This is a genomic window from Terrisporobacter othiniensis (assembly GCF_000808015.1).
Classification (GTDB): Bacteria; Bacillota; Clostridia; order Peptostreptococcales; family Peptostreptococcaceae; genus Terrisporobacter; species Terrisporobacter muris.
Window position 1 is genome coordinate 1 of the sequence record NZ_JWHR01000053.1, and the last position, 7537, is coordinate 7537.

A 7537-nucleotide genomic window follows, 5' to 3' on the forward strand; every position below is an offset into this window, starting at 1 on the left:
GTAATAATATACTGTGGCTTTATAAATAATTATCTTTTTCTTTTCTTTTTTTTCTTTTTACTTTTTATTATGTTATTATCATAAGGATCTGTTACTTTTTCCATATTCGGTGGTTCTACATTTTTATAAATATTCTTAAATCCTTTCCATGCAACACCAAGTCCAAAGGCCGCTAAACAAAGAATTAAAGGATTATATTTCACAAAAAGTAAACTGATTATAAAAAATGCTAGACCGCCTAAACTTACAAAAACATTAAGTTTTTTCCATCTCTCCATATTAAGCCCCCACCCATAAGTATAATTAATAATATAACCTATTCTATAATCTCTAACATAATTCCTTCTTTTTATCTGACAAATTCAAATTATTTTCAATTATTACCGCCATAATACTTTCATATTTAATGGTATGTGGAAGTATTTTTTTGATTAAATTTAAATTTTGACTTTTACACTCATCAATAGCTTTTAAAATCAAATTTTTTTCATTATCACTGTAATATTCATTTAATTCTAAATCAAAATTCAAAACATTTCCTTCTAAAATATAATCATTAACATAATTTAATAAGGTAGCTTGAGATACTTCAACATCTAAACTTACATCATTCAAATCTTTACCTTGGTTAAGTAAGTCTAAAGCTATTTCATTATTCTTACGATTATCTCCATCTATAACTATCTTAAGCTTATCTTTTTCTTGCCATTTAGGATTCATATTTTTTTCTTCTAAGTATTCCTTCACAACCTTAATAATAGCTTCACCATATTTATTATATTTCACTGATCCTATTCCACTAATATCTAATAATTCCTTTTCATTTACTGGATATCTTCCACTTATTTCTTTTAACGTATTTTTAGATAATATTTTATAAAAAATAGTATTTTCTTTTTTAGCATAAAAGGCTCTAAGCTCCTTTAGTCTATCGTAAAGTTCTTTATTACTATTTACATATAAAAATTCATCATATTGTTTTAAATTATCATTTTCATAATTTATCTGACTTATTTCCACATTATTTTCATTTATATATATTTTTATTTCTTCAATGAATTTTTCACCATATTTATCAAATTTAACTTCTCCCACACCAGATATAAGTAGCATTTCCTCTTTATTACTAGGATATTTTTTACTCATCTCCATCAAAGTTGAATCTGAAAATACCATATACGGTGCAATCTTATTTTCCTTAGCAACAATAGCTCTTATCTCTTTCAATTTATCATATAGATAGTTAACTTCTTTTTCATCTTCTTGTGAAGTAATTTCATATAACATTACCTTTTTATTTCCTTTTATTACTTCTTTAGACATATTATTAATTCTAATAGTAGCAAAAGAATTATTACCTGAAACACTTTCTACCATATCCAAATACCCATGAGATATTAAAGTATTAATAAATATTTTCAAATCTTCACTTTTATAGTTTTTCATAATACCATATGTAGATAAAGTATTAAAACCTAAATTTATAACTTTTTTATTTTTAGATCCTCTTAGTACATCCACAATCATATTGATACCATAACTTCTCTTCATTCTAATAATGCATGATATTACCTTCATTGCATCTTCACTCTTGTCCACCATGATGCCTCTATTTAAACAGTTGCTACAGTTATCACATTTATTTTCAAACTCTTCTCCAAAGTAATTTAAAATATTTTTTCTATAACAATCATTACTGTATACTAAATCTATTATTTGTTGTAATTTAATATACTGGCTTTGTTTTCTTTCCATATTAGATATGCCCGAATCAATAAGTAGTTTTTGTGTTTGTATATCTTGTGGTGAAAATAATAAAGTACATTTACTCTTTTCTCCATCTCTTCCCGCTCTACCTATTTCTTGATAGTAATTTTCTATGCTTTGTGGCATGTTATAATGAAGAATCCATCTAATATTACTTTTATCTATCCCCATACCAAATGCATTTGTTGCTATCATTATATTTTTTTCATCATTTACAAATAACTCTTGATAATGTTGTCTTTCTTCATTACTAAGTCCACCGTGGTATTTTGCAACAGAATAATCTCTCCTTTTTAGACTTTCATAAATAGCTTCAACAGATTTTCTCGTAGCTGCATATACAATTCCACTACTTTCTTTATTCTTTTCAATATAATTTAGTATATATTCTTTTTTGTTACAGTTTTTAACTATATCAATCTCCAAGTTATCTCTATTAAACCCTGTACTATACTCTTTATAATCTTGTAATCTTAAGTTTTTTATTATATCTTCTTTTACTTTAGTAGATGCCGTTGCAGTAAAAGCTGTAACTATAGGTCTTTTTTCTAAGTCATAAATAAAATCATATATTTTAGTATAACTTTTTCTAAAATCATGCCCCCATTGTGATATACAATGCGCCTCATCCACTGCAATTTGACTTATATTAGCTTTTTTAATGGAATTTATAAATTCATAATTATCTAATCTTTCTGGTGCCACATATATAATTTTGTACTCATTATTGTACACGCCATTTAATATGTCTTTTATTTTGTTATCTGATAAAGAACTATTTATATATGATGATTTAATATTCATTGAATTTAATGTATCTACTTGATCTTTCATTAAAGATATTAAGGGTGATATAACTATGGTAATACCATCTAGCAGAAGTGCTGGAATTTGATAGCATAATGACTTTCCTCCGCCTGTTGGCATTATTGCAATTACATCTTTTTTACTTAATATAGAATTAATTATATCTTCTTGTCCTCTTCTAAACTCTTTATATCCAAAATATTTTTCCAATATTTCTATAGGTTTTTTATACATATTTCATCTCCTATATGCGAACTTGTGTTTGTTAATAATTATATCCTAAATACCTTCCTTAATACAAGTTTATTATTTAAATCTTAAAGGCCCCATAAATACTCATTAACCGTATTAACAAAGTTGTTTAATAACTCCATATCCCCCATCATAAATATTAACATTTTTTTATAATACAAAGCAATCATATCTATTTTAAACCATAAAAAAATATTTGTATATTTCTTTATTTGTTAATTAATATAATAACAATCTAAAGTTAGTTTTTTTTAATTAACTTTTTTGGAAATTTATGCTAATATCAATATAGCTAGTTTTTCTAACTACTTAATGAGTATGGAGGTGATTTTATGAATACTCAAATTATATCAATTTTAATTTTTACAGCAGTAATACTATCTATAATCACAGAAAAAATAGATAGAACTGTAGCTGCTATTAGTGGTGCAGTCCTTATGATAATTACCAATGTTTTAACTTTAGACAAAGCTATTTCACATATAGACTTCAATACTATTGGCGTGCTAATAGGTATGATGATTGTAGTATCCATAGTTAAAAATTCTGGTTTATTTGAATATATTGCTATTTATACTGCAAAAAAATCTAAAGGTAATCCTTGGAGAATAATGATTTATTTTATTCTTATTACAGCCGTATTGTCTGCATTACTAGATAATGTAACTACAGTATTACTTGTGGGACCTATGACTATTGTAATATGTCAGATACTTAACGTTAATCCAATTCCTTTTCTTATGACAGAAATAATTGCATCTAATGTTGGTGGTACATCTACATTAATAGGTGACCCTCCAAATATCATGATTGGTAGTGCTGCTAATTTAAGTTTTTCTGATTTTATTATTAATCTTGGCCCTATTGTTATAATTATTTTAATTTCAATAATTATATGCTTTAAAATTATATATAAAAAAGATATTTCTAATATGGCTAATGAGGCATGTATTACTTCTCTTGATGAAGAAAAAGCTATACAAGATAAATCTCTACTTTATAAGAGTATCTGTGTATTATTCTTAATATTATTAGGATTTATTTTTCATAGCAAATTAAATATAGAATCTTCTATAATTGCTTTATCTGGAGCATGTATTATGTTAATTATAGGTAAGCAAGATGCAAATGAAATAATAAGCAGTGTGGAATGGAGTACTATAATATTTTTTGTAGGCTTATTTATAGTTGTAGGCGGACTTTCAGAGTGTGGTGTCATAGATAGCCTTGCACAATTACTAATAAACCTAACTAAAGGAAATACTACTTATACAATGTGTATAATATTATGGATTTCAGCTATAATATCATCTTTCCTTGATAATATACCATTTGTAGCTACACTCATTCCTTTAATACTTACTATGGAATCTCAAGGTATGAATGTAATGCCACTTTGGTGGGCAACATCTTTAGGTGCTTGTCTTGGCGGAAATGGAACATTAATAGGAGCTTCAGCCAATGTTGTCTTAGCTAATATTGGTGAAAAACATGGATATGATATTTCCTTTAAAAAATATTTTAAACTTGGCTTTCCAGTCATGTTGCTAACAATTTTTATTTCAACCATATATTTATTATTAAGATATTAATGGGGATGGTGATGTAATGACGATCATAGATACATATAGTACAAAAGGTGATTCTATTGAAATATTATTAAGACAAATTGGTGCTACAAAAATAACAAAAGTTAAAGGTTATTTATATTTTATTAAGTTTAAAATTGATGATTTGGATATAACTTATACTTATAATATCAATCATAAAAATCAATACTTTTTACAAAGAATTGAACCTTATCCATTAGGTAAGGGTATCTTTAGTAAAGAAATTGAAATAGTTTCATTCATAAAAAAAGATTTAAGCAAATTTAAAAAAGCTATAAAACTTGATAATTTTAATAAGTTTTTAAATTTAAATAATACCATTACTTCTTTGACAACAGATGTAGAAAATTTGTTTTTAAACTATGATATTTCTGATATTGATATTAATCAGCTAGAGGAAACATTAAGTACTTTTTATGATAAAATTGAAGAGTGTAAGAAAAATATTAAGACCATAGAGTAAATTTAAATAAAAAAACATCTTGAAACTAATATTAGTTTCAAGATGTTTTTTTATTTTCTAGTGATTTCCACAGTCATGATGATTACATCCATTATTAACTGTAAATTCCATTAATTTATTTTCTTTTAGTAATTCAAGGTTTTCTTTTACGTTTCCTTCAACACCTTTAAATACTTTTGTTCCCATGCTGTTTAATTTAGATATTGCTCCTGCACCTATACCTCTTACTATAACAACATCTACAGATTTGTTAGCTAATGCTTTCAATGGTTGACATTTTCCATGCTCATGATCTAAATCACCATTATCTATTACTTCAATTTCCTCACCATCTAAGTTTACAACTAAAAATTTTGGAGCTGACCCAAAGTGATTATATGGACTACTTTCCATACCCTTATTTTCTACTACTGGTATACAAATTTTCATTTTAAATCCTCCCTTTTTCTACAACATTTTGACTTGCCTTTACAAGTATTACCACAACAATTTCTATTAGGTTCAATATTGGTCATATCTATAAAACTATGATTATCATCATTTATAAATTTCATAAAGAATATACATTCATTAAAAACCTCTTCATTAATTCTATAAAAAACATAATATCCTTCTTTATATCCTGTTAAAATATTTGCTTCTTTTAATATTTTAATATGCTGAGAAACTGCGGAGTCTGAAATTTGTAAATGTTTAGATATACCTTTTTGACACATGACTTTTCTAGATATTATCATTAAAATTTTCAATCTAGTTTCGTCACTCAATGCCTTAAACACTTTTATTAAAGTTTCCATGGATACCTCTTTTTTATTTAAGTACTTACTTAATTAAATAATAGTTCTCTTAATTAGTTTTATCAAGTATTTTTAAAATTCATTTTTAAATTAATTATTTTTTATATATTAAAATTTTATCTAATCTAATATCTATATCTTATTACAACAAAAAAAGTTAATATTATAATAGATTTTTAAAATAAAAATCATTAATATTAACTCTTAAAAATTTTAGTTATTATTTTTTTCTCTTATCTTTAATTTATCTATATACGATACTGCATTAATTGCTGCTACTTGACCTTGCCCTGCTGATTTAATATAAGAGTAAGGTTTGCCAGCAATATCTCCACATGCAAAACATCCCGCAATATTTGTATTCATATTTATATCAACTTTAACATGTGATCCATCAACCTCAAGTCCTGGTACTAAAGTTCTTGGTGATGCACTATCTTTTATTACAAAAACTCCATCCACATCTATTGCAATATTTTTAAATGAAACTTGATTTACTAACATTTCTCCTTTTATTTCAGTAGGTCTTTCATTTATGATTTCTATGTTTGAGTCTAAATTATTACCTCTCATAAGACCTTCATGTTTATACATCGGTATAAAGTATGTTTTAGAAGCAATTTCATTTAAGAAGTTTGCTTCTTCTTCCGCATCTTCATTATATCCTATAATAGCTACAGTTTTTTCTCTGTATAAAGGTGCATCGCAAGTAGCACAATAACCTACTCCTCTACCTAAATATTCTTCTTCACCTTTAATTGGTTTACCATATTGAACACCAGTTGCTAATATAACTGTAGTAGCCTCAAACATGTTTTCACCACTCATTAAAGCAAAGTAATCACCCATGGCATAAATATTTGTAATTCTATTATTTGATACTTCAATTCCCATACTATCTATATGATCTTTAAATCTATTTTTCAAATCTTCTCCACTAACTTCATAAAAACCTAAATAGTTGTTGATTTCTGGAGCCTTTTCAAGCTTATTACTTAAATTTTCATTTCCAAATAATATTATATTTTTGTTTCTTATCTTTGCATTTATGGCCGCCGAAAGCCCAGCTGGACCACTTCCTACTATTGCTATATCATATCTCATTATCATCACCACAATCCACAGCTCTTATAAGTGAGCCTTTATTTTAGATTTTATTTGTTCTTTTGGAACAAACCCTACTATCCTTTGTACTTCTTTTCCATTTTTAAATATTATCATTGTTGGAACTGAAACTATTTCATATTCTTGAGCTACTTCAAGGCTTCTATCAATATCAATTTTGGCAAAGTCAACTTTGTCCGACATCTCTTTGCTTAGAGATTCAAATATTGGTGTTAACATTTTGCAAGGTCCACACCAAGTTGCAAAAAAATCCATTACTACTAATTTATCTGATGTTCTAATCTTATTATAAAATTGAGAGTTATTTACTAATTTAGCCATTATTTCTCCTCCTAATGTATCACTATATAATATTAATTTTTTTAATAAAAGTTAACATTATATGGATATATATTTATTATATTACATTTATACCCATTTTATAATTATAAAAACTTTTGTTTAAGATATTTCTCTAGGTATAATTATTTCAAACTTAGACCCTTCATTTACTACAGAATATGGTTTTATCTTACAATTAAGATTTATACTTATCATTTTTGCTATGGATAAACCAATACCCGAACCATCTATATCTTTATTTCTCACATTGTCACTTCTAAAAAACCTATCAAATATATGTTTCAAGTCACTTTCTTTAATTCCAATTCCAGTATCCAAAATTGTACAAATTATTTTGTTGTCTTTTTCATCTAATTTAAAACTTATTTCAATCA

At 26.0% G+C, this 7537-nt stretch carries 9 protein-coding genes; 2 read left to right on the plus strand and 7 right to left on the minus strand.

Annotated features, from left to right (window positions below; all coding sequences use genetic code 11):
* Positions 1 to 29: 29 nt before the first annotated feature.
* Complete coding sequence (locus tag QX51_RS04995) at positions 30 to 278, minus strand: hypothetical protein (protein ID WP_039678804.1); 249 nt, start codon at positions 276 to 278, stop codon at positions 30 to 32.
* Positions 279 to 330: 52 nt separating this feature from the next.
* A complete protein-coding gene (gene recQ / locus QX51_RS05000; protein WP_039678805.1) occupies positions 331 to 2808 on the minus strand; it encodes a DNA helicase RecQ in 2478 nt (825 codons plus the stop codon).
* A 350-nt stretch (positions 2809 to 3158) separates the two neighbouring features.
* On the opposite strand from recQ, the gene QX51_RS05005 reads away from it, so the two are divergent.
* Entirely contained in the window at positions 3159 to 4418 is a 1260-nt protein-coding gene (locus tag QX51_RS05005; protein WP_039678806.1) for an ArsB/NhaD family transporter, read from the plus strand.
* A 16-nt stretch (positions 4419 to 4434) separates the two neighbouring features.
* Positions 4435 to 4899 (plus strand): hypothetical protein, encoded by a 465-nt coding sequence (locus QX51_RS05010; protein WP_052232887.1) that lies wholly within the window; start codon positions 4435 to 4437, stop codon positions 4897 to 4899.
* Between the two features lie 57 nt (positions 4900 to 4956).
* On the opposite strand, the gene QX51_RS05015 is transcribed toward QX51_RS05010, so the two are convergent.
* From QX51_RS05015 to QX51_RS05035, 5 genes are all read right to left on the minus strand, one after another.
* Positions 4957 to 5328, minus strand: a complete 372-nt coding sequence (locus QX51_RS05015; protein WP_039678807.1) for a NifB/NifX family molybdenum-iron cluster-binding protein — start codon at positions 5326 to 5328, stop codon at positions 4957 to 4959.
* Positions 5325 to 5696, minus strand: a complete 372-nt coding sequence (locus QX51_RS05020; RefSeq protein WP_039678808.1) for an ArsR/SmtB family transcription factor — start codon at positions 5694 to 5696, stop codon at positions 5325 to 5327. Before QX51_RS05020 ends, QX51_RS05015 begins: the two co-directional genes overlap by 4 nt.
* Positions 5697 to 5909: 213 nt before the next feature.
* Complete coding sequence (locus tag QX51_RS05025) at positions 5910 to 6800, minus strand: NAD(P)/FAD-dependent oxidoreductase (protein ID WP_152607213.1); 891 nt, start codon at positions 6798 to 6800, stop codon at positions 5910 to 5912.
* 24 nt (positions 6801 to 6824) lie between these two features.
* Positions 6825 to 7142 (minus strand): thioredoxin, encoded by a 318-nt coding sequence (trxA, locus tag QX51_RS05030; protein ID WP_039678809.1) that lies wholly within the window; start codon positions 7140 to 7142, stop codon positions 6825 to 6827.
* Between the two features lie 120 nt (positions 7143 to 7262).
* Positions 7263 to 7537: ATP-binding protein (locus tag QX51_RS05035; protein ID WP_039678810.1), on the minus strand; the 275-nt coding region annotated here is incomplete at its 5' end.

Bases quoted from the DNA above. Each gene is read 5' to 3' on its own strand.
- QX51_RS05005 (WP_039678806.1), top strand. From the start codon at position 3,159: ATGAATACTCAAATTATATCAATTTTAATTTTTACAGCAGTAATACTA.
- QX51_RS05015 (WP_039678807.1), bottom strand. From the start codon at position 5,328: ATGAAAATTTGTATACCAGTAGTAGAAAATAAGGGTATGGAAAGTAGT.
- QX51_RS05025 (WP_152607213.1), bottom strand. From the start codon at position 6,800: ATGAGATATGATATAGCAATAGTAGGAAGTGGTCCAGCTGGGCTTTCG.
- QX51_RS05010 (WP_052232887.1), top strand. From the start codon at position 4,435: ATGACGATCATAGATACATATAGTACAAAAGGTGATTCTATTGAAATA.
- QX51_RS04995 (WP_039678804.1), bottom strand. From the start codon at position 278: ATGGAGAGATGGAAAAAACTTAATGTTTTTGTAAGTTTAGGCGGTCTA.
- recQ (WP_039678805.1), bottom strand. From the start codon at position 2,808: ATGTATAAAAAACCTATAGAAATATTGGAAAAATATTTTGGATATAAA.
- trxA (WP_039678809.1), bottom strand. From the start codon at position 7,142: ATGGCTAAATTAGTAAATAACTCTCAATTTTATAATAAGATTAGAACA.
- QX51_RS05020 (WP_039678808.1), bottom strand. From the start codon at position 5,696: ATGGAAACTTTAATAAAAGTGTTTAAGGCATTGAGTGACGAAACTAGA.